The organism is Pseudarthrobacter equi (genome assembly GCF_900105535.1).
Taxonomy (GTDB): Bacteria; Actinomycetota; Actinomycetes; order Actinomycetales; family Micrococcaceae; genus Arthrobacter; species Arthrobacter equi.
Window position 1 is genome coordinate 561,000 of the sequence record NZ_LT629779.1, and the last position, 26,931, is coordinate 587,930.

Consider the following 26,931-nt stretch of genomic DNA (forward strand, 5'->3'; position numbering starts at 1 on the left):
TCGTATATCGGGTGAGGTGAAAAAGGCAGTACTTTTACGGCTGCCGGTGAGCGCTTTCCTGCTGGTCAGCGAGCAATGCGGGGATGTCGTCCGCCGGAACGGGCCTGCTGAAGTAATAGCCCTGCGCGCTCTGGCAGCCAAGTTCCCGCAGGATGTCCGCCTGCTCCGCCGTTTCAACGCCTTCCCACACGGCTTCCAGGCCGCAGGCGCGGACCAGCTGGAGTACGGCTGCCACCAGTGCCGGCTGGCTGGGGTCTGTCCCCAAACCGGAGATCAGCGACCGGTCCACCTTGACCCGGTCCACCGGCAGGCGCCGGAGGTAGCTGATGGACGAGTAGCCCGTGCCGAAATCGTCAATCTCGATTCCCACGCCAAGCCCGCGGAGCCCGGCCAGGGAGTAGCGGTCCAGCTCGTTGCCCTTCACGATGGCCACTTCAGTCAGTTCGAGGACCACCTGTTCAGGCTTGACGCCCGTTTCCCGGAGGACGTTCCTGACGTCCTCGATGAACTGCAGGCTTTGCAGGTCCGTGGCGGAAATGTTGATCCGGACCGAGAAGTCGCCGTCCACGAGTGAATCGTCGATCCAGGCGCGCAGCTGCTGCACGGCGGTGCGGAGGACCCAGTTGCCCAGCTCCGAAATCAGGCCGGCCTCTTCGGCCAGCGGAATGAACTCGTCGGGCATGATGAACCCCCGGGTGGGGTGGCTCCAGCGGACCAGGGCTTCCACGCCCTCCAGCCGGCGGGACACCAGGTCCACCACCGGCTGGTAGTACAGCATCAGGCCATCGTTCCTGATGGCCGCCCGCAGGTCTTCCACCAGCTGGCTCCGGAGCCTGCGGACCAGCAGCAGCCCGGGTTCGAACCGGTGCAGCCGGTTTTGCCCTTCGGCTTTCGAGGCGTACATGGCCACGTCGGCTTCCATCAGCATCTCTTCCGGGGTCTGGCCCGGCGAGCCGACGCTCAACCCGATGCTGGCCCCGCAGCGCACGCTCTTGCCCGGCAGTTCGATGGGCTCGCTCAGCGCCGCCAGGATCCGGTGCGCCACAATGGCCGCCTGGTCAGGGGCGACGGCGGGCATGACGATGGCGAACTCATCCCCGCCCAGCCGCGCCACCACGTCCGTGGCCCGCACAGCGTTCCGCACCCGCTGGCCCACCGTGATGAGCACCTGGTCCCCGGCAGTGTGCCCCATGGAGTCGTTGATGGACTTGAAGGCGTCCAGGTCCATCAGGAGGATCACCGGCCCTTCCCCTGATGCGGTGTCCGCATCCAGGGCGGCCCTGAGCGCATCGATCAGCGCGGACCGGTTGGCAAGCCCGGTCAGCGGATCCTGCATGGCCATCTTCTGCATCTTGAGGTGTGCCTCGTGCAGCATCTGGGTGCGGACCTGCACGCGCTGTTCCAGTTCCTCGTAGATGATCTGGAGGTCTTCGGCCAGCAGGTTGGTGCCCATGATGATCGCATCCAGCTCATCGCGGGCAGGGGAAACCTCAACCCGTGAGCCCAGGTCACCCGATGCGATCCGGACTATGTGGTCCAGCAGTTGGGTGAGCCGGGGATCGTCATCCGCGAACATCGGATTCTTCCTTCCCCCGCTCAGTTGGACTGGGTGCGGTCTGCATCGAGGGGGAGGCTGACCGTGACAGTGGTCCCCGCGCCCAGGGTGGAGGCCACATCAATCGTCCCACCATGGCGGGCCACGATGTCCTTGGTGATGGCCAGGCCCAGTCCCGTTCCCGGGATAGCACCGGACATGGCGTTGGATGCCCGGTAGAACCGGGTGAACACATGGTCGATCTCGTCACTGGAGATGCCGATGCCGTTATCGGCAACCCGGACGGTGGCCCAGCGGCTGCCGTCCGCAGCTGCGTGGGATTCACTGCCCACCTCGATGCGTCCGCCGCTGGGGGTGAACTTGATGGCGTTGGAGACCAGGTTGGTGAAGACCTGCTGCAGCTGGATTTCGTCGGCCAGGATCTCCGGGTCTTCCGGAACCGGATCCAGCGCGATGGTCACGTTCTGCAGTTTGGCCAGCGGCCGCAGCGCGGAGGCCACCAGGTCCAGGGTCTGGCCGAGGCGGACCGGGGTGAGGTGCATCAGGGTGTCGTCGAGGCCGTTGCGGGAGACGCTGAGCATGTCCTCGATGAGGGTGCGCAGCCGCTCGGTGTTGCGGACCACGATGTCCAGCATCTGGTGGATCTCGGCCGAGCCGGGCTGTTCGGTGCTCTCCTGGATCATGTCCAGGTAGGCCATGATTGACGTCAGCGGCGTCCGGAGCTCGTGGTTCACGGTGGCCAGGAAGTCCGTCTTCGCCTTGTCCAGCTGCTGCAGCTGCTTCACCACCTGCTGCTGGCTGCTGATCAGGTGGCTCTGGATCAGGCCGTGGGCCGCGTTGCCCGCCACGTGCTGGATCAGCCCGAGTTCTGCGCGCGACCATTTCCGTGGTTTGTCCAGGGACGCGATCCAGATGATGCCCAGCGAGGAGCTTCCCTCGCCCATGGGCACCGCCAGCGTTGATGCCGCGTTGGAGATGCCCGACGCCGGAACCTCGCCGTCCGCCGCCTGCCCGCCATCGGCGCGTGCCCGGGCGGGCTCGGCGTCGTCCGCGTCCCCGGCATCCGTGGACAGGGTCTCGGCGCCGGCCCACAGCAGGTCCGCGGTCCGCCGCGCGGAATCCTCGTCCGGCAGGTCGTCGTCGGACAATGGTTCCAGCCCTTCGCTGTCCCACGCGGCGGTGATGCGCGGAACGCGGCTGTCCTCAAAGGTTTCCAGCAGGACGTGGTCCGCCTTGAAGGTCCGGCCAAACCCTTCGACCACGCAGCGCGCAATTTCCTGGGGATCGTTGGTGGCGCGTACGGCGGCCGAAACCAGCCGGAGCTGCTCGCGGAGGGCCTCGGCGTCCTGCCGCGACGCCCTGCGGCGTGCCACCTGGTCGATCAGGGCCGTGGTGCGGTGCACCAGCTCCCGCGGCGAGGTTGGCTTGGTGATGCAGTCGTGGATACCCGGCGGGCGCACGGATGTTTGCCGGGGATCGTCCAGGTCGACCATGACCAGCAGGGGCGCCTCGGTCTCCAGGCCGGGCAGCAGGGTGGCGTCCGTGATGATGGCTGCCGGTTCGCCTTCCGCCAGCAGTCCGGCCAGGCTGGCAGCATCGCCCGCGGCGTGCGCTACGTAGCCGGCACCGCGGAGGGCCGAAGTGTTCTGAGCCAGCCTCCCGGCGTCGGGATCCGCTACGACGACGGTGCGGGGCGCGCTCGAAACCTCGGGCGTGTCAGACGCCACAACCACCCCTTCCCTCCCAGTTGAGTACATTGTAGGGGGACGAGGGGCGTGGGGCTCCAGAAAGATCGCGGGGAGGACAAAGTGACGCACCAGCCAGCCGAGCACGTCAAAGGGGATCTCAGCATCGATGAGGGCGGGATCCTGCAGCTCCGGTGGCCGCGCGGCGCATCGATCAGCGAGACCGATGCGCAGAGCGCCATGGATCGGGTCAACGAGATGTGCGGGTCCACCCGGCGTCCCATGCTGGTGGATATGGCCACTACCGAGAAGGTCAGCCGCGGCGCCCGGGCCGTGTTCGGCCGGCCGTGCCAGGCTTCCAGGATTGCCCTCCTGGGCTCGTCGCCCGTGGACAAGGTCATGGCCAACTTCGCCTTGGGCGTCAGCAGGCTGCCGTGCCCCACGCGGTTCTTCACGTCCCGGACCGATGCGATGGCCTGGCTGGCGCGCGACACCTGACCCATACCGCGTCCCCATGCGGCATCCGCCCCCGTACGCGGCCGCGCCGACACTGCACGTCCCGGCGGCTGTAGTTGCTTCAGGACATATATTTGGGGCGTGCCTACCCCCGCAAAACCCGTGAAGACCGGCTGGCGGAAGTACCTGATGCTTCCCCGGCTCATCCGGCTGTCCCGTTCCGCACCCAAGGACAGGCCGCTCGCCTGGGACCGTTACTGGGCGGGGATCACAGCAACCGGGCCGGGCGGCGAAGTGCTCTGGGACGCCGGAAGCGACCATGAATTCCTTGGCTACCGGGACCTCATCCTCCGCCACCTTGACCCGGGGTTGCCGGTGGTGGATGTGGGGTGCGGCCACGGCAGCTTCACCCGTGCCCTCGCTGCACATTTTCCCCAGGCCATCGGCGTGGACATCTCGGCACATGCCGCCGCCCGCGCCGCAGCGGAGCCGGGCAACCCGGGCAACGTCCGCTTCGAGGTCCGTGACATGACGGCGCCCGGCGCCGGTGCCGGCCTGGTGGACGGGCCGGCCAACGTTTTTGTCCGCGGCGTGCTGCACGTCCTGGCGCCGGCAGACCAGGCGGCCCTGGCCGACAACCTGCGGGTCCTGGCAGGGGGCCGGGGGACGGTGTTCCTGGCGGAAACCAATTTCCAGGGGAACCCCGTGGAGTACGTGACCCATCTGGGCGCCACGCAGCGCAGCATCCCGGCTCCGCTGGAGCGTGCCATCCGCGGCCTGCCGATGCCCGGCCACTTCGGCCCGAAGGAGCGCTCGCGGGCCCTGCCGCCTGCGTCCTGGGAGCTGCTGGAGGAGGGCTCCGCCGCCATCGAAACCAACCCCGTTACCGGGGTCGAGGGCCAGAGCCGGGTGCCCGGCTATGTGGCCGCCCTGCGCCCGCGGCGCCTGTCCGGAGCGGCCCCGCAGCACCCCGGGGAAACGCGCCACTGACACATCCCTCATGCTTCCCGGCGCGCGCCTGCCCGTGCCGTGCGTGCTGCGGGAGCTGTGGGTTCCCGCCGAAACCCCGCCATCCCCTTGACAGCGGCCTGCCATCGGAGGCTTGCTGGTAAGTAGACTTATTACTCAGCTGGGGCTGTTGAGGCCCATGGAAAGGGCGGCCAACGTATGGCAGGGGGAACGCGATGCGCAACAGGTGGCGGAGATGCCGGACAGTACGCCGCGGCGGCTGCCGGGAGCACTCCGCATTGATTTCAGCGGCGGAATCGCGAGGTTCCGCCATCCCTGCCTAACGGGGCTTTCCAGTCCACCGAAACGGCAGGCCACCCTTCATCAACCAGGAACCGCGCAGCGAAAGGCAACCACTCCCCAGCCGGAAAACCCGGCCCGGGAGGTGCCCCAGCCGCACCCGCATCCCTGCACAGGCAGCACCGGGATACCATTCCGGGCCGGTCCGGCGGCAGTGGACGCAAGACCCACAGGAAAAACAATGCGAGAAATAATTCCCTCCGGCACCCTTCGCGGGATGCTCCTGCCGCCCACGTACGGCCGGCACGTCACCGACGCCACGGCGTTCACCGTCCTGTCCGTCGAGATCTGGGCCACCGGCCTGGTGGTCACCATCCAGATGGCTGCCGACGGCGGCCCGCAGCCCCGCATCATCCTCCAGGACCACTTCGGAACCGAGTACACGCTCCGCGACTCCGCCACGCTGGGGTCACGGAACCTCCAGGTCTTTACACCCGCCGTGCCGCCCGGCACCAGGAGCCTGACCATCCGCTCCGCTGACGACGCCGGAGCGCGCCCCGTGGTCACCTTTGCCGTTCCCCTGATGGCCGTTCCGGACACCCGGGACGACGCCGAGACAGCGGACGCCTCCGACGCCGCGGGTGGCAGCTCCGACGAAGGTTACACACCGCAGGAACTGCGCCGGCCCGCCTGACAGCCGGCCCGCCTGACAGCCCGCCCGCCGGGCAGGTCCGCCAAACCCCCAACGAAAGGCCGCCGAATGCAGGACGCCAGCCCGTTCGCACCCGCCACCGCCATCGTCACCGGATCAGATTCCGGAATTGGCAAGGCCACTGCGGTGGCCCTGGCCCGGGCAGGGCGGGACGTCGGCGTCACCTGGCACTCGGACAAGGCCGGAGCCCAGGGCACGGCCGACGAGGTCCGTGCCCTGGGCCGGAAGGCCGTGGTCCGGCAGCTCGACACCACGGACTTCAAGGGCGCCGCGGCGGCCATCAATGAGCTGGCTGACGGGCTTGGCGGCGTAGACGTCTTTGTGAACAACGCCGGCGCCGGTGACGGCACCAGGTTCCTTGACCTGGACGTTGACACCTGGATGCGGACGCTGGACACCAACCTCAACGGCGCATTCGTGTGCCTGCAGGCGGCCGCCCGGCGCATGGTCAGCGCCGGCAGGGGTGGCCGCCTCATCGCCGTCACCAGCGTGCACGAATTCCAGCCGCGCGTCGGCGCGTCCGCGTACGACGCCTCGAAGCACGGGCTGGGCGGCCTGATGAAGACCCTGGCGCTCGAGCTCGCCGAGCACGGCATCACTGCCAACCCCGTGGCTCCCGGCGAGATTGCCACCCCCATGACAGGCCAGGAAAACGAGGATCCGGCGTCGAAGGACCGGCCGGGGGTTCCCTTGGGCCGGCCGGGAGATGCCCGCGAGGTTGCCGCGGTCATCGCCTTCCTCGCCTCGCCTGCTGCCAGCTATGTGAACGGTGCCTCCTGGGCAGTGGACGGCGGCATGCTGCAAATGGGGCCGCAGGCGGGTTCGCATCTGACCGGCCACGACTGGCGGCAGGGCTAAGCGTTCCTGCAGTGGCAATGCAGGCGCTGTCCGCATGACGGATCGGGCAAGCGCTTTCCGGGCTGAGGCTGGCATGATGGGCGCATGCGCATTCTGATCGCTCCGGACAAGTTCAAGGGTTCACTCACCGCAGCTGAGGCTGCCGCGGCCATCGCCGAGGGCGCCCTGCGCGTGTACCCGGACGCCGTGGCTACGCAGTTCCCCATCGCCGACGGCGGCGAGGGAACCCTGGAGGCGGCTGTCGCAGCCGGCTATGAGGAGCGGCTCAACGCCGTGGTGGGTCCCATCCTCGCGCCGCTGGGTGCCGCGTGGGCCATCCGCAAGGACGACGCCGGCAAGGTCACCGCGGTGATCGAGACGGCACAGGCCTCCGGACTGGCGGAGATGGAACCGACGCCGGACAACGCGCTCCGTGCCCACAGCTACGGCTGCGGCCAGCTCATCGCGGCGGCGCTTGAGGCAGGTGCCACCGAGATTGTGCTGGGCCTGGGCGGTTCGGCCATGAGCGACGGCGGCAGCGGCGCCCTGCGTGCGCTGGGCCTCAAGCCGCTCGACTCCGCCGGTAACGTGGTGCCGCTCGGCGGTGGCTCGCTGGCCGACGTCGTCTCGCTCGACGCCAGCGGACTCGATCCACGGCTGTCCGCCACCACCTTCCGCATCGCCGTGGATGTCCGTAACCCGCTCTACGGGCCCACCGGCGCGGCGCACGTCTTCTCGCCCCAAAAGGGTGCGGACGATGACGCTGTTGAACTGCTCGACGCCGGGCTCCGCAACTGGGCGTCCGTCCTGCGGGAAGCGACAGGCCGGGACGTGAACGTCCCCGGCGCAGGCGCCGCCGGCGGCTTCCCGGCGTCGTTCCTCGCCTTCACCGGCGCCACGCTGGAAGGCGGCTTCGCGCTGGTGGCTGGCCTCACCGGCCTGGCAGGCGAGCTGGCCGGCGCCGACCTGGTGATCACGGGCGAAGGGTCCATGGATTCCCAGTCGCTGACCGGCAAGGCGCCCATCGCGCTCGCCGATGCTGCCCGCGAACGTGGCATCCCCGTCATCGTGGTGGCCGGGCGGATCCTGGTGAGCCTTGAGGACCTCACCGGGCACGGTGTGGTGGCCGCGGCCCAGTTGCTGGATGTTGCCTCAAGCCCGGAAGACGCCATCGCGAACGCCGGCAAGTACCTCACCTGGGCAACCAGCCAGGTCCTCGAAGGGGCTTAGTCACCGCACCTCGCCAATCGCAGGCGGCTACGTGGATCAGCCGACGAAGGGCTTGTTGCGGCGCCGGCTCCAGATCAGCACTGCGATCAGAACCACCACCACGATCCCGCCGATAACCCAGGGCGCATAGTTCACGCGCGTGGATTCGCTCTGCGTCGATTCGCCGGTTCCGGGGTTGGCCGGGCCGGTGGACGACGTGTCACCGGGCGACGGGGTGGGAGTGTTTCCCGCCGGCACCGCGGCTCCGGCGCTGAAGCCAACCGCCGCAGTAGCGGCGGCTGGCGCCGGGGCGCCCGAGGCCGCGCCGACTGAGAGTGCGGGGGCGGCCAGGAGAAGCAGGGCGAGCAGGACTGATTTCAGTGCGGTCCTCATGGGTTCCTCTCGTAGTGGATGGTTCTAGGTGTCGGGGAGCTCAGGCGCCGGTCTCGTAATGCGGTTCAGCTACAGGCTTGGACTCCGGGGAGCCCTTCTCCCGCAGGTAGACGGAGGCGCCCACCAGGACAGCGACGGCCAGGAATTCGCTTTGCCAGTTCTGGAACGACTCGAACCAGAACCGGCTGGTGCCCAGGTACTGCAGGAAGGTCACGGCTGGCTGGCCATGGCTTTGCTGGTCCTCGCTGTACGCCGCCGCGCCGCCCACCCCGTGCATGGTGAAGGACGCAAGGAACAGCACGAAGAGGAGGATAGACAGCGAGTGCTTATAGAACCCGAGCGCTATCCCGCCGCGCTTCACCGGCCAGGGCGTTGCCTTGCTGATGGCGGCCTGGCGGGGGTCTTCGTCCTGCGGCGCTTTCTTGTCCACAGGCTTCGACTCCGACGAACCCTTCTGGAACAGGAAAACGGTCAGCACCACGTACATGGCCATCTGCAGGAACTCTGACTCCCAGTTTTCGAAGGTGGCCTCCACGAATTCCCCGCTGCCCAGGAATTGGAGCACGGTGACTGCCGGTTCCCCGTGGGCCTGCTGGTCGTCACTGTAGGAGGCAGCCCCTGAAAGGATCATGCCTCCGAAGAACACCAGGAAGAGGGCCAGGTTTGCCAGGAGCAGCCCGTGCTCTTTAGCCCATTTGCGCATTTCCTACTCCGTTCCCTAGAGCTTCCGGTCGCCTACAGCTTCCGGTCGAGTTTGCCGGCGTCGGCCTTCCGGTTGAGATGGATGGGGACATAGACCAGCAACACCACCATTACCGCCATCAGGGCCCCTCCGGCGGTCAGCCCGGCCTGCCGCCCCGCGGTGACGTCGAAGACCAGCGCGGCGGTCCCGGCGCTGAGGAGGGCGATCCCGCCCAGCGCGATCTTGGTGATGGAGTCCGCGCTGGAGACCAGCGTTTCCTTGAGCCGCTTGCGGAACAGCCGGCGGTGGACGCTGACCGGGAGGAGGATGAAGGCGGTGGTCAGGGCGGCGACAACGACGTTGGCCAGGTAAAGCGTCACCTGGAACCTGTCCAGGTCCTCGAAGCGTGACTGGAAGGGGAGCGTCAGCAGGAATCCGGCAAGGATCTGCACACCGGTCTGCAGCACCCGCAGCTCCTGCAGCAGCTCGGCCCAGTTGCGGTCCAGCTGTTCCTCGCGGGTTTCATTCCGCCCGGTCCTGCCGGTGTAATCCTCCACCTCTGACATTGCTGCGTCCTCCAATCCCGGCCAGCCCCCTGTTTCCTTCCTACTCTCCACCTACCCAGAAACAAGGCAACGTTGCGCCAACACCAGTATTTGATAAGTTTACTGATTATTGGTTCTGAACGGTGGACTTCGTTCCTTCGTGGGGGATAGCTTCGAAGAGCCGGTATACCGGCGAAGCTCTTCGGAAACCGACAACTGAGTAGGCGGACTATGAGCGGTACAGACAAGCAGGACACAGGCAAGCAGACAGACCAGCCCAAGGACCCGCGGGGCGGTTACCATTCGGGGCCGTTCCCTGAACAGGAGCAGAAGCAGCCCGGCCTGACGGCGCCCATGGACCCCAAGCCGGACCATGGCGAAGCGTCCTATGAGGGCAACGGAAAGCTTGAAGGCAAGGCAGCCCTGATCACCGGCGGCGACTCCGGCATCGGCAAGGCCGCGGCCATCGCCTTCGCCCGTGAGGGGGCCGACGTCGCCATTTCCTACCTTCCGGAAGAGGAGGAGGACGCCCAGGACACCGCGGAATGGATCCGCAAGGCGGGGCGCCGCGCCCTGCTGTTCCCCGGCGACGGGCGCGAAGAGGAGTTCAGCACCCGGATCGCGGACGAGGCCGCCAGCGAATTTGGCCGCCTTGATGTGGTGGTGCTGAACGCGGCCTACCAAAAGAACCGGGACAGCCTCGAGTCGCTGCCCACCGAAGAGTTCGACAGGGTGTTCAAGACCAACCTGTACTCGCTGCTCTGGACGGCGCGGGCGGCCGTTCCGCACCTGAAGGCGGGCGCCTCCATCATCACCACCGCTTCGATCCAGGCTTTCAACCCGTCGCCTGGCCTGATCGACTACGCCATGACCAAGGCAGCCCAGGTGGCCTTCACCAAGGCACTGGCCCAGGAACTGGGGCCCAAGGGGATCCGGGTCAACGCCGTTGCGCCCGGCCCCATCTGGACGCCGCTGATTCCGGCCACCGAATGGCCGGACAAGCTGCCGTCCTTCGGTCAGGACACACCCTTGGAGCGCGCCGGCCAACCCGCCGAACTGGCAGCCGCCTACGTGCTGCTCGCCTCCGAGGACGGCTCCTACATTTCCGGGGCAGTACTGCCTGTGACCGGGGGCAAGGGCCTTTAGCCCACTTCACACCGAATCAACCGCAACGCAAACAGGAGGAACCATGACCCAGGACAACCAGCACGCTGCACCCGAGACCGACCCGGGCGGCTACGGCACTCCCACGGCTGAGCAGGAAATGGGCGGGCAGGACCAGCAGGCGGGCCAGGGTTCGCAGGGCGGCCAGGGCGCGGCCACCAACGAACCGCAGTCCAGCGGAGAGGAACAGGTGGCGCGCGACGTCGACCTGCCCTCCAGCGCCGCCGAAATCGACGAGAACAACGACGACTCCAAGGGGTCCGCTCCCACTTCCTCGGAACCGGGCCAGGAAGCAGCGGGCGTCCCGGACGGCAGCGGCAACGACCTTCCGCAGGAGAAGTCGCCGAAGGACGACGACGGCGAAGAGTTCAACGCCGGCTAGCAGCACCACTTCAGCACAAAGGCCTCTGCCGCTGGTTCCTGAGGGAGCTGCGGCAGGGGCCTTTGCCGTCCCCCCTGTCAGAGCCGGGTGTCGGCGTCGTACTCCAACCCGATCTGGCGGCGGATTTCATCCATGGCTGCCATGATGGACACGGTCTGGGTGGGCGGAAGAAGGCTCCCGGCGGTGGCGCCGGTGCCCGCCAGCCGCTCCAGCTCAGCAGCCTGGTATTGCATCCCGCGGCTCTTGACCGGCTGCTCAAACCGTTCCACCACGTTTCCTGCGGCGTCGAACACCGTAAACGGAACAGGGTTGTACCAGGTGGACTCGATGTCGATCCAGCCTTCGGTCCCGATCACCAGGGCCCGGTTGGCGCTCGCGGCGTCGAGCTCGCAGTCAATGATCGCCTGCGCACCGCCTGCGTACTCGAAGATCGCCGAGGTCTGGCGGTCCACCCCGGTGACGGTCTTCGACGCGCTGGCCAGGATCCGCTGCGGCGCGCCCAGGATGTCGAACGCGAAGGAAATAGGGTAGATCCCCAGGTCCAGCAGCGCTCCGCCACCGAGCGCGGGATCGTTCAGCCGGTGCGCAGGATCCTTGGGCAGGTCCTGGTTGTGGCTCGCCAGCACCTTGCGTACTTCGCCGATGGCTCCCTGGCCGATGATCTGGCGGATCCGGGCCATATGGGGAAGGAACCTCGTCCACATGGCCTCCAGTGCCACCAGGCCCTTGGCCGCTGCGAGGTCCACAATCTCCTGCGCCTCGCGGGCGTTGATGGTGAAGGCCTTCTCCACCAGCACGTGCTTGCCGGCGTTGAGCGCCAGCAGGGCATTGGCATGGTGGAACGGGTGCGGAGTGGCGATGTAGACAACGTCCACGTCCGGATCGGCCACCAGGTCTTCGTAGCTTCCGTATGCGGTGGGAATGCCGTGCTGGTCGGCGAACGCCTTGCTGGACTCCTCCGTGCGGGAGCCCACGGCCTGGACGGTGAAGCCGTTCTCCTTCAGGTCCGGGACCTGCAGTCCGGCGATGAAACCGGTGCCCAGGATGCCCCAGCGGATGGTGCCGTCGGAAGTGCCGTTGTTCAAGGTCACGAAGTCAGTCCTTTGGTGAGTCAGAAAGCGGATAGGCCACAAAGGCAAAGTGGTCGGAGTCCGGCGACCAACTGTTGACGTTGAGCGTACCTTGGCCGCCCAGCAGCGGCCATGTGAACAGGGGAGTGGTCCAGTCATCCGTGGAAACAAGGACGACGTCGACCGGCAGGTCAGCGGGGTGGCCTTCGGTTCCGGCGGGGAACCGGATGTACGTGGCGAAGCGGCCGTCCGGGGAAACGTGCGGGAACCAGTCGACAGTGGTGCTGTGCAGGAGTTGCTCGAATCCGCTGCCGTCGGCCCGCACGCGGGCAAGCTGGGCATGGCCCGGAACTGTGCTGAAGGACTCCGTATTCACGTACAGCCACGTCCCGTCAGGCGAGTACTCGGGACCGTCGCAATGGCCGGAACCAACATCGACGCGGGCGGCAGCACCGCCGTCGGACGCCATGGTCATCAGGTGACCCGGCCGCTTGAAGTCGCCCGCCTCGATGCCAACGTAGGCGAGTTCCTTGCCGTCAGGGCTGACGCCGTGGAGGAAATGGAAAGTGCCGTCGTCTTTGGTGATCCTGGTGGCTGCGCCGCCGTCCAACGCAGCCCGGTAGATGTGGCCGTCGTTGGCTGAGAGGAAGATGTCACTGCCATCAGGTGCCAGGACGTGATCGTTGTTGAGGTCCGGAATTCCGGTGAGCGGTATTTCCCCGAGCGCCCGTTCTTCAGTGGCCAGCCTCCACAACTTCCCGTTACCGTTCAGGACAAGGGCTGTGCCGTCCAGGGTCCAGTTGGCCGCTTCCAGCAGGAGCGTGTCGGAGCTGAAAAGCAGGCTGGCCTGCCCGGAAACCGACGCGACCCACACCTCACAGCGCTGGCCGGGCCGGAGACTGCGGATCGCGTCGGCCACAGGCTAGTCCTTGCTGCTGAAGGCGGCGTCGAAGCTGGTTTGGGATGCGGGGAAGTCGTATTTCTTGAGGGCTGCGAGGGCTTCGGGGGCGCCGTGGAGGCGGTCCATGCCGGCGTCTTCCCATTCCACTGAGATGGGGCCGGTGTAGCCGATGGCGGCCAGGGCCCGGAAGGACGCTTCCCAGGGGACGTCGCCCCGGCCGGCGGAGACGAAGTCCCAGCCGCGGCGGGGGTCGCCCCAGGCGAGGTGGGAGCCGAGGACGGTGTTGCGGCCGGTCTGGCGGATCTTGGTGTCTTTGCAGTCCACGTGGTAGATCCGGTCCTTGAAGTCCCAGATGAAGGACACGGGGTCGATGCCCTGCCACATCATGTGTGACGGGTCCCAGTTCAGGCCGAAGGCTTCGCGGTGGCCGATCGCTTCGAGGGTGCGGACGGTGGTCCAGTAGTCGTAGGCGATCTCGGAGGGGTGGACTTCGTGGGCGAAGCGGACGCCGTTGTCGTCGAAGACGTCCATGATGGGGTTCCAGCGGTCGGCGAAGTCCTGGTAGCCGGCGTCGATGATTTTTTCCGGGACGGGCGGGAACATGGCGACGTATTGCCAGATGGACGAGCCGGTGAATCCGACGACGGTGTCCACGCCGAGTGCGCGGGCGAGCCGGGCGGTGTGCTTGAGTTCCTCGGCGGCGCGTTGGCGGACGCCTTCGGGCTCCCCGTCGCCCCAGACGCGCGAGCCGACGATGGCTTCGTGGCGGAAGTCGATGGGGTTATCGCAGACGGCCTGGCCCTTGAGGTGGTTGGAGATGGCCCAGACTTTGAGGTTGTACTTGTCGAGGAGTTCGAGCTTGGACTCGACGTAGCCTGGTTCGTCCACGCGCCAGGCGTCCAGGTGGTCTCCGGAGACGGCGATTTCGAGGCCGTCGTAGCCCCAGCCTGAGGCAAGTTTGGCAACTTCCTCGAGGGGAAGATCGGCCCACTGGCCGGTGAACAGGGTAAACGGGCGGGGCATGGTCAGGCTCCTTCGGTGGGGCTGGTCTCCGGGGAGGTGCCCGGCAGTTGAATCAGGGCGCTCTTCGCGGCGGCGGATTCCTCCACGGCGTTGAGGATGTACTGCACGTTCAGTCCTTCCTCGAACGACGGCGAGGGCGGGGTTTGATCCCGGATGGCGGTGAGGAAGTCCCGGACCTGGTGGGTAAAGGTATGTTCCCAGCCGATGATATGGCCCTGCGGCCACCACGCTTCGAGGTAGGGGTGCTCGGGTTCGTTGACCAGGATGCGGCGGAATCCCTGCTCGCGCACCGGGGCGGTGGCGTCCAGGAACCCGAGTTCGTTGAGGTTTTCCAGGTCGAACAGAATGGTGCCCTTGTCGCCGTAGATCTCGAGCTTGAGGCTGTTCTTCTGGCCCGTCGCCACCCGGGAGACCTCCACTGAGGCGATGGCCCCTGAGGCGAGGGACAGCGTGGCCCAGGCGGCGTCGTCGACGGTGACGTCCTCCAGGCCTTCCCCGGCGGAATTGCCGCCGGGACGCTGCGGAACGAACGTATGGAGCCGGCCGGTGACCTCCGTGACCTGGTCGCCCAGGAGGTAGAGGACCTGGTCGATGGCGTGGGAGGCGATGTCGCCCAGCGCGCCGGAGCCGGCAGTCTCCTTGCGGAGCCGCCAGGTCATGGGCGATTGGTCGTCGGCCAGCCAGTCCTGGAGGTAGGCGGCGCGGACGTGCCGGACGGTGCCGAGCCGGCCTTCGGCGATGAGCTCCCGGGCCAGGGCAAGGGCGGGGACGCGGCGGTAGTTGAAACCGATCATGGACTGAACGCCCCTGGCGCGTGCCTTCGCGGCGGCGGCGGTCATGAGCTCGGCTTCGGCAAGGGTGTTGGCGAGCGGCTTCTCAACCAGCACGTGCTTGCCGGCTTCCAGTGCTGCGATGGCGATCTCGGCGTGCATCCAGCCGGGGGCGCAGATGTCGATGATATGGATGTCGTCCCGGTCGATGACTTCACGCCAGTCGGTGGCAGACTCGGCCCAGCCGTACCTGGTGGCGGCCTCGGCCACGGCGGTGGCGTCCCGGCCCACGAGCACTTTCTGCTCGAAGGCCGGGACGTCGAAGAAACTTGCCACGTTCCGCCACGCATTTGAATGGGCTTTGCCCATGAAGGCGTAACCGATGGCGGCCACCCCGAGGGATGGGGGAGCCGGGGTTGCGGTTGGGTGTGCGGGAGTGGTCATGGCGTGTTCCTGCTGCTTCCTGCTGGCTGAGCTAGAGAGTTGCGGTTTCCGGGGCCCAGTCCTCGGGGAGGGCTGTGGAAACCGGAGCTGAGCTTTCGACGTTCACGAAGGTTCCGGAGTCGATGGATTCGGAGATCGAGACCATGCTGTCCAGCACGTGGTAGGCGAGGTCGCCGGTGGCCCGATGCGGCACGCCTGCGCGGATGGCGCGGGCCATGTCCAGGGCACCCATGCCGCGGCCGTTTGCAGGGCCGGTGGCCGGGATGGTGGTCCAGTCTTCGTCACCGGCGCGCCAGAGCCTGATGTCGCCGGTGAAATAGTTGGGGTCCGGCAGGGAGATGGTGGCTTCCGTGCCGGTGATTTCCACGAACCCCATCCGGGCGCGGGGGGATTCGAAGGAGAAGACGCTGTGCGAGGAGGCGCCGGATTCGAACTGGGCCATCGCTGAGACGTGGGTGGGGACCTCCACGGTGAATTCCTCGCCGGCCTTGGGCCCGGAACCGATGACGCGGACCTCCTTGGCCTTGGACCCGACGGCGGCCACCTTGCGGATTGAGCCGAAGGCCTGGACCAGGGTGGTGAGGTAGTACGGTCCCATGTCGAACAGGGGGCCGGCGCCATGCTGGAAAAGGAACGCGGGATTGGGGTGCCAGGATTCCGGGCCGGGGGTCTGGAAGGTGGTCATGGCGGTCAGCGGCGTGCCGATGTCGCCGCGCTGGATGAGCCGCAGCGCAGTCTGGATCCCGGCGCCCAGGAACGTGTCCGGTGCAGTGCCGAGCCGGATACCTGCGGCGTCGGCAGCCTTGAGCAGGCCAAGCCCGGATTCGCGGTCCAGGGAGAAGGGCTTCTCGGTCCAGACGTGCTTGCCGGCGTTCACCGCTGCGGTGGCCACCTCCACGTGGGCGGCGGGGATGGTGAGGTTGACGATGATTTCGACATCGGGGTGGTTCAGCGCCTTTTCCGGGCCGCCCCATTCAGGGATGCCGTATTCCTTGGCGCGGGCCTCGGCGGCGTCTTCGAAGAGGTCGGCGATCACCAGGACCTTCAGGTCCGGGAAGACGGTGAGGTTGTCCAGGTACTGCTTGGAGATGTTGCCCGCGCCGATCACTGCAACGCCAACCGGTCCCTTGCGGGTGGATGGTGTGAAACTCATGCTTTGGCTCCTTCGGTGGCGGTGTTGTTGTTGAGGAAGGCCAGGCTCTGGGTGATGCCGTCGAAGATGTCGCCGGAGTAGTCATCGAATTCCACCACGCCAACGTCGAGGGACTTTGCGGCGGCGATCACGTCCAGGACGGGGACCTTGCCCTGTCCGGCGGGCTGCTGGGCCTTGGTATCCGTGGTCAGGTTGCCGTCCTTGATGTGGATGAACTTCACCCGGTCACCGAGCTTGGTGAGGATATCCACGGGGTCCTGGCCGCCCACGGCCACCCAGTAGGTGTCGACCTCCAGGACCAGCTCAGGGTCCAGCAGGGACTCGAAGTACTCCAGCGCGGTGCGTCCCTCAATGCTGGACTGCAGTTCCCAGGCGTGGTTGTGGTACCCCACGGTGATGCCGTACTCGGCGCCCTTCTTCGCTGCGGCGTTGAGCTTGGCTGCAGTGGCCTGGATGGTTTCGGCGTCCTGCCAGTGCTCGGCGGGCAGGAAGGGATCGATGACGGTGCTGATGCCCAGTTCCTTCGCCGCGGTGAAGATCTCGTCCTGGTCCTGGGACAGCAGCGGCGCATGGCCGGAGGGTGCGGTGAGGCCGTTCTCCTTCAGCGCGGCACCGAGTTCCTTGGCCGTAGCGACGAAGTTGTAGGGCTCAACCTGGGTGAAGCCGATCTCCGCGACCTTCTTGATGGTGCCGGGCAGGTCCTCCGCGATGGCGTTGCGCAGGGTGTAGAGCTGGAGTGAATAAGACATGGGTTTCCTATCAGGATGGTTGGCGACGATGTTGGGCAGGTTAGCGGCCGGCGAGGGATCCGCCGATGCCGCCGACGCTGAAGTACTTGTTCAGGGTGGCGAAGACGATGACGGGCGGGAGCATCATCACCACGGCGAGGGCCATCACGGAGGTCCAGTCCGTGGCGTTCTGCTGGAAGAAGGACTGCACGCCCATGGGAAGGGTGAAGATTTCGTTGGAACGCAGGAACACGATGGCTACCAGGTAGTCGTTCCAGGCAAGGAGGAAGGCAAAGATGGCGGTGGACAGGATTCCCGGGAGGGAGTTGCGCAGCACCACCTTGGTGAAGGAGCCGAAGACTGAGCAGCCGTCGATCCAGGACGCCTCTTCCAGGCTGATGGGGATGGAGTCGAAGTAGGCGGCCATCATCCAGGTGGCAACGGTCATGGTGGAGCCCACGTAGATGATGGTCAGGCCCATGAGGTTGTCCACCAGGCCCATCCCTGCGAACAGGATGAACAGCGGCACCACGGAGGTGATGATGGGCAGGGACTGCATGACGAACAGGAGCAGCGAGTAGCCGGAGACTGCCTTGGACCGGCCGCGGGACAGGACATAGCCGGCCGGAGCGGCGACCGCCACGGACACCAGCACGGTTGCCAGTGTGGTGATGAGGCTGTTCTTGAGCCAGGTGGCGGCGAGGGTCTTGGAGAAAACGTTGCTGAGGTTCTCGAAGGTCAGGCCGGTGGCGGTGCTGTTCGGTCCGGGGGTGAAGGCCAGGATCACGGTGACCAGGATGGGAACCAGCACAACGGCGGTGATGGCAAGGATCAGGACGAACCGCCACCAGCGGCCGCGCATGCCGGCTTCGGACAGGACCCGGCGTGGTTTGCTCTCGTCGATTCCGAGTGCGGGGCCGGATTCCGGGTGGGCGTGGAGGACTGCACTCATTATTCGACGCTCGACTTTCGGATCTGGCGGTACAGGATGACGGAGATGACCACCAGGGTCATGGTCATGAGGAAGGCGATGGCCACGCCGGGGCCGGTGGCGAAGTCCTGGAAGACGGTGCGGTAGGCCAGGACCACCAGGGAGGTGGTGGCGCTGACGGGTCCGCCGCCGGTGAGCAGGTAAATGGTGGGGAAGTCGTTGACGCAGAAGATGGTCATCAGGATCCAGCTGATGTACGTGGACCGGGCGATCAGCGGCAGGGTGATGTGGGTGAACTGCTGCCAGCGGCTGGCACCGTCCATGCTGGCGGCCTCGTAGACGGTTTCATCCACCGAGGCCAGCGCCGCGGAGGTCATCATCATCATGAAGGGGAAGGACACCCAGACCTTGAACGCCATCACCGTGATGGAGGCCAGGGTGGGATCCGCCAGGAACAGCGGGGTCCCCAGTCCGAGGTTGCGGAACATGGAGGGGATAAGGCTGTCCGGGGTGGCCACCAGCCAGTTCCAGGCCGTGGAGGAGACCACGATGGGCACCACCCAGGGCAGGAGCAGGAGGACCTTGAACGTGTTGCCGGCGGGAATCTTGGTGCGCAGGAGCAGCGCCAGGCCCAGTCCCACCAGCCAGGAGCCAAAGACACCCACGATGGTGAACCAGAGGGTGAACTGGGCTGCTTTCCAGAACGCCGGCGAGGTCAGGACGGTGGCGAAGTTTTCCCCGCCGATGAAGTTTCCGGTCTGCAGCAGGTTCCCGTCATGGGTGGCCTGGACGGCCGCGTAAACCAGCGGGTAGCCGTGGATGAGGACGAGCAGGACGACGGACGGGAGCAGGAGCCAGAAGAACGTCCTGGTTGCCTGCGCCGAGAGCTTGCTCTTGCGCTTCCCGGGAAGCGTCCCGGACCCGCCGGGGGCGACTCCCCGGCGGGCCCGGGCCAGGCCGGACTGTGCTGTGGTACTGGACATGGGGGCCCTGTCCTACTTCTTCAGGACGGATTCGAGGCCGGACTGGAAGGCCTGCAGCGCGGACTTGGCGTCGGACTTGCCGGTGATGATGGTCTGGCTGAACTGGTTCAGTGCCTGCCCGCCGTCGAGCGCTGCGAGGTTGGCGTTCAGGGTGTTGCCCTGCGAGGCGAAGGTCTTCGCGATCGGCTGCCATTCCTTGACGATCTTGACGTTGTTGGGGTCGTCGGCGAACTCGGGGATCTCGGTGATCGACTTGAAGACGGGGAGGGCGGACATGAGCTTCTTCTGCCAGAGCTGCTTGAGCTGGCCCAGGTAGTAGACCAGGAATTCTTCGGACGCGTCCTGCGACGGGGTGTTGGTGTACATCATGATGTTGTTCGGGAAGACGATGGTGGCCTTGTCGCCGTGCGGGCCGGTGATGGGATCCGCCACGAGCAGGTCGCCGGAGGTATCGCCCACCCGCTGCGGGACGTTGACCTGGAAGAGGCCGTAGCCGGCCTTGCCGTCCTTCCACTGGGCGGACATGTTGTCCGTGGTGTAGCTGACCGCTGCGGGGTCCACGATGCCGTTGGAGACCAGTTCCAGAACGAATTCCATGGCCTCGACGTTGCGGTCGTTGAGCAGGTCCAGCTCGCCGTCCTTGTTGAACACGCCGCCGCCGTTGTTGACCATCATCATGATCATGGAGTGGTTGGCGTAGTTGTTGCCGGTGCCGGCACCTGTGGTGAAGCCGAACGCGCCGACCTTTTTCAGCGCCTTGCCGGCCTCCAGGAGGGACGGCCAGTCAGTGGGCAGGGCAACGTTGGCCTTTTCGAACAGGGACTTGCGGTACCAGAAGACGCGCATGTCCAGCTGCCACGGCACCGCCACGTAGCCCTTGTCTGACTTGAACGGGTCCAGCACGCCCGGAAGGAAATCGTCGAACTGGCCGTTGGACTTGAGCTTGTCGATGACCTTGTCTGCGTACGCAATCTGGCCCTGCTGCTCGAACTGGAACGCCTGGAAGCCGCCGCCGGTGGACACTGCCGGGCCGGTCTTGGAGGCAATGGCGGAGGAGAAGGTCTGGTAGAAGTTGGCCCACTGGATGATCTGGTAAGACGCCTTGCTGCCGTTCGCACCGGAGAAGCCCTCCGCAACGACCTTCGCGGCGTCGTTGTACGCGGGGGTGGCCCACGGCATATCCCAAAACTTGATGGTTCCCCCGGCGCCGCCTCCGCCGCCCTGGCTTGCCGATCCTCCGCCGCAGGCCGCAAGCAGGGGAACGGATGCAGCCGCGGCTGTCAGGCCCAGGAAACCGCGGCGGGAGAAGGAACGGCTCTGGTGGGTGTTTGCGTTCATGGTGTGTCCTTTCGGGACCGCCGCGCGATGCGTTGTGGTGCGGTCCTGCTCATCGTTGAGAGTGGAGGTGGGACTGGACTGCTGGTTGGTTGCGTATCGGAGGGGCTGGTTACGTGTCAGCGAAAGTTGCGTAAAGCTCGGTCAGCCGGGCAAACCGGGTGAGGTCGTCCGGCCGGGTGCCGGCTGTGAGGTGATCCTTGAGGCGGCGCCACGCCGTCCGGTGGGCTGATTCATACAGGGTGGGCAGCAAAAGTCCGCCGTGCGGCCCGGTGACCCGGACTTCGGCGGGCCAGGCGGCGGCGGGCTCGGGCAGCCGGACGCTGACGCCGCCGTCGGCCGTGTACAGCCGGATATCGACGCCGGCGGGACGGGCCGCGGTCAGCACGCCGTGGGCGGACATCGGGGCACCGTTGGCGAGCCTTCCGCCGAACGTGTAACCGGTGGTCCCGCGCTGCAGGAGGGACACGGCGTCGAGCGTTCCGGTTACCTCCAGCAGCACGGCGAGGTGCTCGCCGAGGAGCCGCTGCGGGTCCGTGCCGGGTGCCGCCGTGGCGACGCTGTCCAGCATGGCCGCCGTGCCCAGGGCGCTCCGGAATGCCTCCCGGGCATCCGGGCCTCCATCCTGCGACACCAGCGCCGGGTTGGAGGCCCAGCGCAGGTCCAGGACGACGGCGGTGCCCGCGGCTTCGGCGGCAGCGGACAGTTGGGCGGTGTCCTCGGGGACGGGGTTGACCACCAGGACGCCGCGGCTTCCGGCTTCGATGGCGTGCATGGCCTCGGCGGTCCAGCCCCGTCCGCCGGCGATGGCGGCGACGTCAGGGGTGGCGGCAGCGCCTGCCGCCGGGCCGAAGGTTGCCGGCAGCGACGCCACGGCCAGGGCGACGGCGCCGGCTTCCTCGGCGCCGGGGGTTGCCGTGACGGAATAGGTGGCGCTCATGCTAACGCTCCTGCGGTTGCGGCGATCCCGCCGGGCAGGCGGGCATACTCGGCGGCGACCCTGTCCACGGTGGCGTCCGCGATGGCCAGGGCGAAGGTGAGGTCATCAATCAGGGTCTGCGCGGACGGCGGCTGTTTGGTTCCGCGCGCCAGCTCTGCCAGCTCGCGCCACTCGCCCTCGTAGCCGTTGTGGCTGTAGGGACCGAGGGTGGTGGTTTCGGTGCCCCGGCTGAAGGTGGCGGTGGCGGAACCGGCCTGGACGTAGGAAGGAGTGAAATCGATCCGCAGCGCACTGTGGTCGGCAATGGCCTCGAAGCTCCACTCCGGCTGCCAGGTGCTGTTCATGGCGGCGCGGAGTTCGATGGTGCGCGTGGGGGTGCGGAGAGAGATGGCGTAGCCGAAAGGCTGGACGTGCCGGGCCTGCAGCACCTGGATGTCGTCGAAGTCCGGGGTGAACCGGCGGACCAGGGGGAGGTCGTGGATGGCGAGCCCCATGATCCCCCCCTGCATCATGGATTTGATGACATCGATGTCTGAGTAGTCCGGTGTGCCGGCGGCGGGGCGCGACACAATCTCCGTGGCGAAGTCTTCGAAGCGGGCGTTGGGCGGAAGCACGATGGAGGAACGGATGGTGTGAGCCGTCTCCGGCAGGTCTTCCCAGTGACCTTCTGCTGCGAGCCAGCCGGGATCGAAGGTGTGCATGGCACCCACCACGATGGGAACACCCGTTTCGGCACTGACCTCGGAGATGCGCGCGGCCTCTTCAGCGTTCATGGCGAACGGCTTTTCGCACAGGACGGCTTTCTTGCCGGCCCGGCAGGCGGCGATGACCTGGTCGGCGTGGAACTGGTGCGGGCTGCAGATGGCAACAATATCCACGGTGCCGTCGCCGAGCAGGGCGTCCATGTTGTTGCTGGACGTGGCACCGACGCGGGCGGCGACGGATGCGGCCACGGACTCATCCACATCCATGATGTGGCGTACTTCGAGGATGTCGCGGAGCCGGGCGAGGGCGGGAAGGTGGATGGCCTGTGTGACAGGACCGGCGCCCAGGATGCCGACCCCCAGGGGCGTTTCGGCGGGCGTTGTCTGGCTTGGCAAGTCGGTTACCTCTTTGTAGGCGGACTCGGGTTCGGAGGTTGATCGATGCCGTCAATCTGCTGTATCGGCAAGGGCGATGTGCTCCTCGTCACAACCTAGGACGACTTTTGACGAGAGTCAAGCAAAAGTTGTTTGCGTCGAATCAATCTTCTGCATTGGTGACAGTGCCAAGTCTGCGTGTTATGACTTGTACATGACTCCAGCCTCAGGAAAATTGCCTGCAAGGGATGCCGACGCCGGCAACCTTTCGCGCGCTGGTGACCTTTTCCAGCTTCTTCGTGACGGCCAGGCGCGGACCCGTGCCGAGCTGGCTCTCACCACCGGGCTTGCCAGGTCCACCGTGGCGTCACGCATTGACGCCCTCATCGGCTCCGGGCTTGTGGGCCCGGCCGGCGAGGCGAATTCGAGCGGCGGCAGGCCGCCGTCGCGCTTTGCCTTTAAGCCCGAGGCCCGCGTGGTGCTGGCGGTCGACGTCGGCGCTACCCATGTGATTGTTGCCGTCACCGATCTGGGCGGCAGCATCCTCGGCGAACGCCGGTTTGCGCAGGAAGTGGCGGACGGGCCGGCTGTTGTCCTGGGCCGCGTGATCGCCGCCGGCAAGGAACTCCTGGCCGAATCGGGCCGTGAGCCGGGCGACCTCGCGGGCGTCGGCATCGGACTGCCGGGCCCCGTTGAACATGACACCGGACGGCCCGTTAAGCCGCCCATCATGCCCGGCTGGGACGGGTTCGACGTCGTCCCCTACGTCCAGCGGCAGCTGCCGGTTCCCGTCCTGGTGGACAACGACGTGAACATCATGGCGCTCGGCGAACGCACCGCGCACTGGCCCGAGCACGAGAACTTCCTTTTCATCAAGGTGGCCACGGGAATCGGGGCCGGCATCATCAGCAGCGGCGAGCTGCAGCGCGGCGCCAACGGCACCGCCGGTGACCTTGGGCACGTCCGCGTCCCCCGCGGCGACGACGTGCTGTGCCGCTGCGGCAACTACGGGTGCCTGGAGGCGCTCGCGTCAGGTCCCGCCGTCGCGCACCAGCTCCGGTCCCACGGGCTGGAAGCCAAAACCGGCGGCGACGTCCTGCGGCTGGTGGCCGAAGGGAACCTGCAGGCCATCCAGGCGCTGCGCCAGGCCGGCCGGGACGTCGGGGACGTGCTGGCCACAGTGGTCAACCTGCTGAATCCTTCCATGATCGTGATCGGTGGGAGCGTGGGGGAGGCCGGCGAGCACCTGGTGGCCGGTATCCGCGAAGTGGTGTACCGGCGGTCGCTGCCGCTGGCCACGACGCACCTGCGCATCGGCATTTCCATGGCAGGCGGAGAGGCGGCGATCCTGGGGGCCAGCCAGATGGTCACCCAGCACGTGCTTTCCCCGGCTGTCATTGAGGCCACCCTCGCAGGCAGCGCCATCGCCGGTTAGGCCGGAGGTTGGGCCGCCGGGTGGGTCGGCTGGCTGGGTCACTGGGTGCCGGCCGGCTCGCCGGAAAAGATCAGGCGGGCGGCTTGAGAAGGACGTCGATGAAGGTAGCGAGCCCGGCTGCCATGTCCACGTCCTTGTCATAGAGCCATTGCAGCTGCAGCCCGTCGGATACCGCCACCACCAGCCTGGCCAGGTCCGTGGCGGAAACATCGGACCTGACCCCGCCGGCCGCCTGCCGTTCCCGGATGTCGTCCTCCAGGGAGCGGACCACGGACGCGAACCGCTCCTGGAAGTAGCCGTGGGAATCATGCCCGGGGTTGCTGGCCGTGGCGGAGGCCACCGCGTAGAGCGTGGTGAGCCCCGGCTGTGTCCGGTTCCTGGCGGCAATCGGGGCCATCAGTGCCAGCCCGGCCTCCTTCGCCGGGGTGTCCGCAAGCCCGCGCCTGTCCCGCTCGGCCAGGACTGCGGTCAGGAGTTCCTGCTTTCCGCTGAAGTAGTGGAACAGGGTGGCCTCTTTGACGCCCACCAGCTCGGCCACCCGCTTGAGGGCGGTGCCCTCAAAGCCGTCGGTGGCGAAGACGTCGGTTGCAGTCTGGATGATCTGTTCGCGGCGTTCCGCTCCCTTGGCGTACGGTCCGCGCGGCTTGTTCGGAGTCACGGAAGCCAGTGTATTTCACCCCGCCCAGCGAAAGCCTAGTCATACTCGGTTTTTACGGCTACGATCTTTCCACTACCTGAAGGAGCCCCTGTGTACCCCACCCTGCCCGCCGCCGCCACCGTTCCAGCCGACGCCGTTCCAGCCGCCGGCTCCCCGGACGCCGAAGCCCGGATCAGGGACCTTGCGGAAAGCCTCACCCTGGAACAGCAGGTTCAGCTGCTCACCGGCGCGGACGTCTGGTCCACGCACGCCCTTCCCGCCATCGGGCTGTCCCGCGTGGTGATGTCGGACGGCCCCGCCGGCGTCCGCGGCGAGGACTTCGATGAGCGGCACGACTCGGTTTCCCTGCCGTCGTCGTCCGCCCTGTCCGCCACCTGGAGCGTCAGCCTGGCCCGCCGCTACGGCCAGGTCCTGGGCCAGGAAGCCCGGCGCAAAGGCGTCCACGCCGTCCTGGGCCCCACCATCAACCTGCACCGCTCCCCGCTGGGCGGCAGGCACTTCGAATGCATGAGCGAGGACCCCCGGCTGACGGCCACCATCGCCGCCGGATACGTGGCCGGCGTGCAGTCCATGGGAGTCGGGGCCACCCCCAAGCACTACCTCGCGAACGAAGCCGAAACCGACCGCTTCACCGCCGACTCCGTGGTGGACGAGCGGCCCCTGCGGGAGCTTTACCTGGCAGCCTTCGAGGACGCCGTGACCGAGGCCCGGGCCTGGCTGGTGATGAGCTCCTACAACTCCATCAACGGCACCACCGCCAGCGAAAACGCCCTCCTCGAAACGCCGCTGTCCACCGAGTGGGGCTTCGACGGCGTAGTGGTGTCCGACTGGACCGGGGTCCGCTCCGTTGACGCCGCCAACGCCCACCAGGACCTGGAAATGCCGGGCCCTGTGGGTCACTGGGGACCCAAGCTGCTGGCCGCCGTCGAAGATGGCCGCGTCAGCCGCACCGCCATCCTGGACAAGGTGGTCCGCATCCTTCGGCTGGCCGCCCGCGTAGGTTCGCTCGACGGCGTCAGCCCCGCCGTCACGGAACTGCCGGCACCCCTCAACGCCGCCGCCGTCGCCCGCGAAGTGGCTGTCCGCGGCGCCGTCCTGGTCCGCAACCGGGGCGGCCTGCTGCCCCTGGACCCGGCTGCCCTGGGCAGCGTGGCCGTGAGCGGCCACAACGCAGAGGAAGCACGGACCCAAGGCGGCGGCAGCGCCACCGTCATGCCCAAGCAGAACATCTCGCCGCTGGACGGCCTGCGCGAGGCCCTGCCCGCCGGCGTCACCGTCTCCTACCACCGCGGCGCCAAGGTGGCCGAGGGCCTGCAGGCCTTCCCGCGGACCTCGCTCCACAACCCGGTGTCCAACGTCCCCGGCCTGCGCGTCACGTTCCTGGCAGCTGACGGCACGGATCTCTCCGGCGAGGACCGGCTGGCATCCCACCTGATCTGGTTCGGGATCGGCATCCCCGAGGGCTCTGCCGCCATCCGGATGGAAACTGACTGGACGGCACCGTCCGCGGGCACGCACCACCTTGGCGTGGGTACCGTGGGCAGGATCAGCCTCTCACTCCGCGGCGACGAGGTGTTCAACGGGACCATCGAGGACGATACCGACGTCCTCGGCGCCGCGCTCTTCGATCCGCCCAAGACCGTCCACGCCATCGAAACCGGGGCAGGTCAGCGGGTCCGGATCGAGGCGCTCTTCGAACTGCCCGCGGAGCAGGCCATCCCGTTCACCGCCATCCTCCTGGGCGAGGAAACCGTAGTGGCGGACCCGCAGGCTGAGATCGACGCCGCGGTAGAGGCAGCCAGGGCGGCGGACGTTGCAGTAGTGGTGGTGGGCACCAGCGCAGCCATCGAGTCCGAAGGCTTCGACCGCAAAGACCTCGACCTTCCCGGCCACCAGAACCAGCTGGTCGAAGCCGTGGCCGCTGCGAATCCGCGCACCGTGGTGGTGGTGAACTCCGGCTCGCCGGTGCTCATGCCGTGGCTGGACCGCGTGGATGCGGTGCTGCTGGGCTGGTTCGGGGGACAGGAATTCGGCCGTGCCATCGCGGACATCCTGCTCGGTGCCGAGGAACCGGGCGGCCGGCTGCCCACCACCTGGCCGGCAGCCCTGGCGGACGTCCCGGTGCTGGACACCGTCCCCGTGGACGGCAAGGTGGTCTATTCCGAGGGCATCCATGTGGGCTACCGGGCCTGGCTGAAGCAGCAGGCAGCCGGCGGGGCTGGCCCGGCGCTGCCGTTCGGCTACGGGCTGGGCTACACCACGTTCGAGCTCTGCACGCCGCACGCCTCCCAGGCGGTTCCTGCCGGCAAGGACGTGGTGGTGCACGTCCCCGTCCGCAACACCGGCACGCGGGCCGGCCGCGAGGTGGTGCAGGTCTACCTCGAGCGCCCGGAATCAGTGGTGGAACGGCCCGTCCGCTGGCTCGCCGGCTACGCAGGAACGCATCTTGCCGCCGGCGGCACGGACAGCGTTGAGGTCAGGATTCCTGCGCGCGCCTTCGCCCATTACGACGGCGGCTGGCAGGTTGAGCCGGGAACGTTCCGGATCCTGGTGGGCCGGCATTCGGCGGACGAGTTCCAGGCGCTGGACATCGACGTGCGCTAGAAAACGCCC

26 protein-coding genes are annotated in these 26,931 nt (G+C 67.2%); 9 read left to right on the forward strand and 17 right to left on the reverse strand.

The window, feature by feature from the left end; translation table 11 throughout:
- Positions 1–34: 34 nt before the first annotated feature.
- Positions 35–1,576 carry a putative bifunctional diguanylate cyclase/phosphodiesterase gene (locus tag BLT71_RS02490; RefSeq protein WP_091717276.1) on the reverse strand — a complete coding sequence of 514 codons (1,542 nt, stop codon included), beginning with the start codon at positions 1,574–1,576 and terminating at the stop codon, positions 35–37.
- Between the two features lie 20 nt (positions 1,577–1,596).
- Complete coding sequence (locus tag BLT71_RS02495) at positions 1,597–3,312, reverse strand: ATP-binding protein (RefSeq protein ID WP_407681231.1); 1,716 nt, start codon at positions 3,310–3,312, stop codon at positions 1,597–1,599.
- Between the two features lie 51 nt (positions 3,313–3,363).
- On the opposite strand from BLT71_RS02495, the gene BLT71_RS02500 reads away from it, so the two are divergent.
- From BLT71_RS02500 to BLT71_RS02520, 5 genes are all read left to right on the forward strand, one after another.
- Positions 3,364–3,738 (forward strand): DUF7793 family protein, encoded by a 375-nt coding sequence (locus tag BLT71_RS02500; protein WP_091723763.1) that lies wholly within the window; start codon positions 3,364–3,366, stop codon positions 3,736–3,738.
- A 147-nt stretch (positions 3,739–3,885) separates the two neighbouring features.
- Positions 3,886–4,686 carry a class I SAM-dependent methyltransferase gene (locus tag BLT71_RS02505; RefSeq protein ID WP_172830026.1) on the forward strand — a complete coding sequence of 267 codons (801 nt, stop codon included), beginning with the start codon at positions 3,886–3,888 and terminating at the stop codon, positions 4,684–4,686.
- 499 nt (positions 4,687–5,185) lie between these two features.
- Complete coding sequence (locus tag BLT71_RS02510; protein WP_091717282.1) at positions 5,186–5,638, forward strand: hypothetical protein; 453 nt, start codon at positions 5,186–5,188, stop codon at positions 5,636–5,638.
- A 66-nt stretch (positions 5,639–5,704) separates the two neighbouring features.
- Positions 5,705–6,514 (forward strand): SDR family oxidoreductase, encoded by an 810-nt coding sequence (locus BLT71_RS02515; RefSeq protein ID WP_091717284.1) that lies wholly within the window; start codon positions 5,705–5,707, stop codon positions 6,512–6,514.
- An 84-nt stretch (positions 6,515–6,598) separates the two neighbouring features.
- Positions 6,599–7,723, forward strand: coding sequence for a glycerate kinase (locus BLT71_RS02520; protein WP_091717286.1), 1,125 nt, complete (start codon positions 6,599–6,601; stop codon positions 7,721–7,723).
- Positions 7,724–7,759: 36 nt separating this feature from the next.
- Here the strand turns inward: BLT71_RS02520 and BLT71_RS02525 are convergent, their stop codons facing one another.
- From BLT71_RS02525 to BLT71_RS02535, 3 genes are read right to left on the reverse strand one after another with little or no spacing between them, the layout of a single operon-like run.
- Positions 7,760–8,095: a LuxR family transcriptional regulator gene (locus BLT71_RS02525; protein WP_091717288.1), complete on the reverse strand. Its 336-nt coding sequence runs from the start codon at positions 8,093–8,095 to the stop codon at positions 7,760–7,762.
- A 40-nt stretch (positions 8,096–8,135) separates the two neighbouring features.
- Positions 8,136–8,798 (reverse strand): DUF6766 family protein, encoded by a 663-nt coding sequence (locus BLT71_RS02530; protein WP_091717289.1) that lies wholly within the window; start codon positions 8,796–8,798, stop codon positions 8,136–8,138.
- A 32-nt stretch (positions 8,799–8,830) separates the two neighbouring features.
- On the reverse strand, positions 8,831–9,343 hold the full coding sequence (locus BLT71_RS02535; protein WP_091717291.1) for a DUF6328 family protein: 513 nt from the start codon (positions 9,341–9,343) through the stop codon (positions 8,831–8,833).
- Between the two features lie 210 nt (positions 9,344–9,553).
- Between BLT71_RS02535 and BLT71_RS02540 the strand changes: the two genes are divergently transcribed.
- A complete protein-coding gene (locus tag BLT71_RS02540; RefSeq protein WP_091717293.1) occupies positions 9,554–10,468 on the forward strand; it encodes an SDR family oxidoreductase in 915 nt (304 codons plus the stop codon).
- Between the two features lie 43 nt (positions 10,469–10,511).
- A complete protein-coding gene (locus BLT71_RS02545; protein WP_091717295.1) occupies positions 10,512–10,868 on the forward strand; it encodes a hypothetical protein in 357 nt (118 codons plus the stop codon).
- Between the two features lie 77 nt (positions 10,869–10,945).
- On the opposite strand, the gene BLT71_RS02550 is transcribed toward BLT71_RS02545, so the two are convergent.
- The 11 genes from BLT71_RS02550 to BLT71_RS02600 form a co-directional block, all read right to left on the reverse strand.
- Positions 10,946–11,959, reverse strand: a complete 1,014-nt coding sequence (locus BLT71_RS02550; RefSeq protein WP_091717297.1) for a Gfo/Idh/MocA family protein — start codon at positions 11,957–11,959, stop codon at positions 10,946–10,948.
- A gap of 4 nt (positions 11,960–11,963) precedes the next feature.
- Positions 11,964–12,857 (reverse strand): TolB family protein, encoded by an 894-nt coding sequence (locus tag BLT71_RS02555; RefSeq protein WP_231994423.1) that lies wholly within the window; start codon positions 12,855–12,857, stop codon positions 11,964–11,966.
- 3 nt (positions 12,858–12,860) lie between these two features.
- On the reverse strand, positions 12,861–13,862 hold the full coding sequence (locus tag BLT71_RS02560; RefSeq protein WP_091717299.1) for a sugar phosphate isomerase/epimerase family protein: 1,002 nt from the start codon (positions 13,860–13,862) through the stop codon (positions 12,861–12,863).
- Positions 13,863–13,864: 2 nt separating this feature from the next.
- The gene (locus tag BLT71_RS02565) at positions 13,865–15,076 is read right to left on the reverse strand and encodes a Gfo/Idh/MocA family protein (protein WP_091717300.1); all 1,212 of its coding nucleotides are present in this window, start codon (positions 15,074–15,076) and stop codon (positions 13,865–13,867) included.
- Positions 15,077–15,107: 31 nt separating this feature from the next.
- Complete coding sequence (locus tag BLT71_RS02570; protein WP_091717302.1) at positions 15,108–16,229, reverse strand: Gfo/Idh/MocA family protein; 1,122 nt, start codon at positions 16,227–16,229, stop codon at positions 15,108–15,110.
- Entirely contained in the window at positions 16,226–16,978 is a 753-nt protein-coding gene (locus BLT71_RS02575) for a sugar phosphate isomerase/epimerase family protein (protein WP_091717304.1), read from the reverse strand. The genes BLT71_RS02570 and BLT71_RS02575 overlap by 4 nt, the downstream gene beginning before the upstream one ends.
- A 40-nt stretch (positions 16,979–17,018) precedes the next feature.
- A complete protein-coding gene (locus BLT71_RS02580) occupies positions 17,019–17,909 on the reverse strand; it encodes a carbohydrate ABC transporter permease (RefSeq protein ID WP_091717306.1) in 891 nt (296 codons plus the stop codon).
- The gene (locus BLT71_RS02585) at positions 17,909–18,871 is read right to left on the reverse strand and encodes a carbohydrate ABC transporter permease (protein ID WP_091717308.1); all 963 of its coding nucleotides are present in this window, start codon (positions 18,869–18,871) and stop codon (positions 17,909–17,911) included. Before BLT71_RS02585 ends, BLT71_RS02580 begins: the two co-directional genes overlap by 1 nt.
- 12 nt (positions 18,872–18,883) lie before the next feature.
- A complete protein-coding gene (locus tag BLT71_RS02590; protein ID WP_091717310.1) occupies positions 18,884–20,209 on the reverse strand; it encodes an ABC transporter substrate-binding protein in 1,326 nt (441 codons plus the stop codon).
- 109 nt (positions 20,210–20,318) lie between these two features.
- Positions 20,319–21,146: a hypothetical protein gene (locus BLT71_RS02595; protein ID WP_091717312.1), complete on the reverse strand. Its 828-nt coding sequence runs from the start codon at positions 21,144–21,146 to the stop codon at positions 20,319–20,321.
- Positions 21,143–22,246, reverse strand: a complete 1,104-nt coding sequence (locus BLT71_RS02600; RefSeq protein ID WP_091717314.1) for a Gfo/Idh/MocA family protein — start codon at positions 22,244–22,246, stop codon at positions 21,143–21,145. The genes BLT71_RS02595 and BLT71_RS02600 overlap by 4 nt, the downstream gene beginning before the upstream one ends.
- A gap of 193 nt (positions 22,247–22,439) precedes the next feature.
- Here BLT71_RS02600 and BLT71_RS02605 point away from each other — a divergent pair, with 193 nt between their 5' ends.
- A complete protein-coding gene (locus BLT71_RS02605) occupies positions 22,440–23,660 on the forward strand; it encodes an ROK family transcriptional regulator (RefSeq protein WP_091717316.1) in 1,221 nt (406 codons plus the stop codon).
- 70 nt (positions 23,661–23,730) lie between these two features.
- Here the strand turns inward: BLT71_RS02605 and BLT71_RS02610 are convergent, their stop codons facing one another.
- Positions 23,731–24,318: a TetR/AcrR family transcriptional regulator gene (locus tag BLT71_RS02610; RefSeq protein WP_091717318.1), complete on the reverse strand. Its 588-nt coding sequence runs from the start codon at positions 24,316–24,318 to the stop codon at positions 23,731–23,733.
- Between the two features lie 90 nt (positions 24,319–24,408).
- Here BLT71_RS02610 and BLT71_RS02615 point away from each other — a divergent pair, with 90 nt between their 5' ends.
- Positions 24,409–26,922: a beta-glucosidase family protein gene (locus tag BLT71_RS02615; RefSeq protein WP_091717319.1), complete on the forward strand. Its 2,514-nt coding sequence runs from the start codon at positions 24,409–24,411 to the stop codon at positions 26,920–26,922.
- Positions 26,923–26,931 lie beyond the last annotated feature (9 nt).